The 241-nt window shown below is 33.2% G+C and carries 1 protein-coding gene; it reads right to left on the bottom strand.

Going from position 1 to position 241, the window contains the following annotated elements:
- Positions 1-241, bottom strand: a 241-nt coding sequence (mobV, locus tag SH09_RS16260) for a MobV family relaxase (protein WP_200888862.1), incomplete at both ends; no start/stop codon positions are given.

Below are 241 nucleotides of genomic sequence, written 5' to 3' on the forward strand. Positions count from 1 at the left end.
ATTAACATATTCGTTAAATCTATCTTGAAACGCTGTTAACGCCTTTTTATTCCCTACAACTTCTTTTGCACTTAATCTACCGTCATCAGTGATAGGGACAACACCATAATGCATATGTGGGGTTTTTTCGTCCATGTGAACTGTTGCATATAATAAATTATCTTTACCGTATTCTTGTTCTAAAAACTCTTTAGCATATTCAAAAAACTGCTTTGTATCTTCTGGCGTTTGATTATCAAAG

Source organism: Staphylococcus gallinarum (assembly GCF_000875895.1).
Classification (GTDB): domain Bacteria; phylum Bacillota; class Bacilli; order Staphylococcales; family Staphylococcaceae; genus Staphylococcus; species Staphylococcus gallinarum.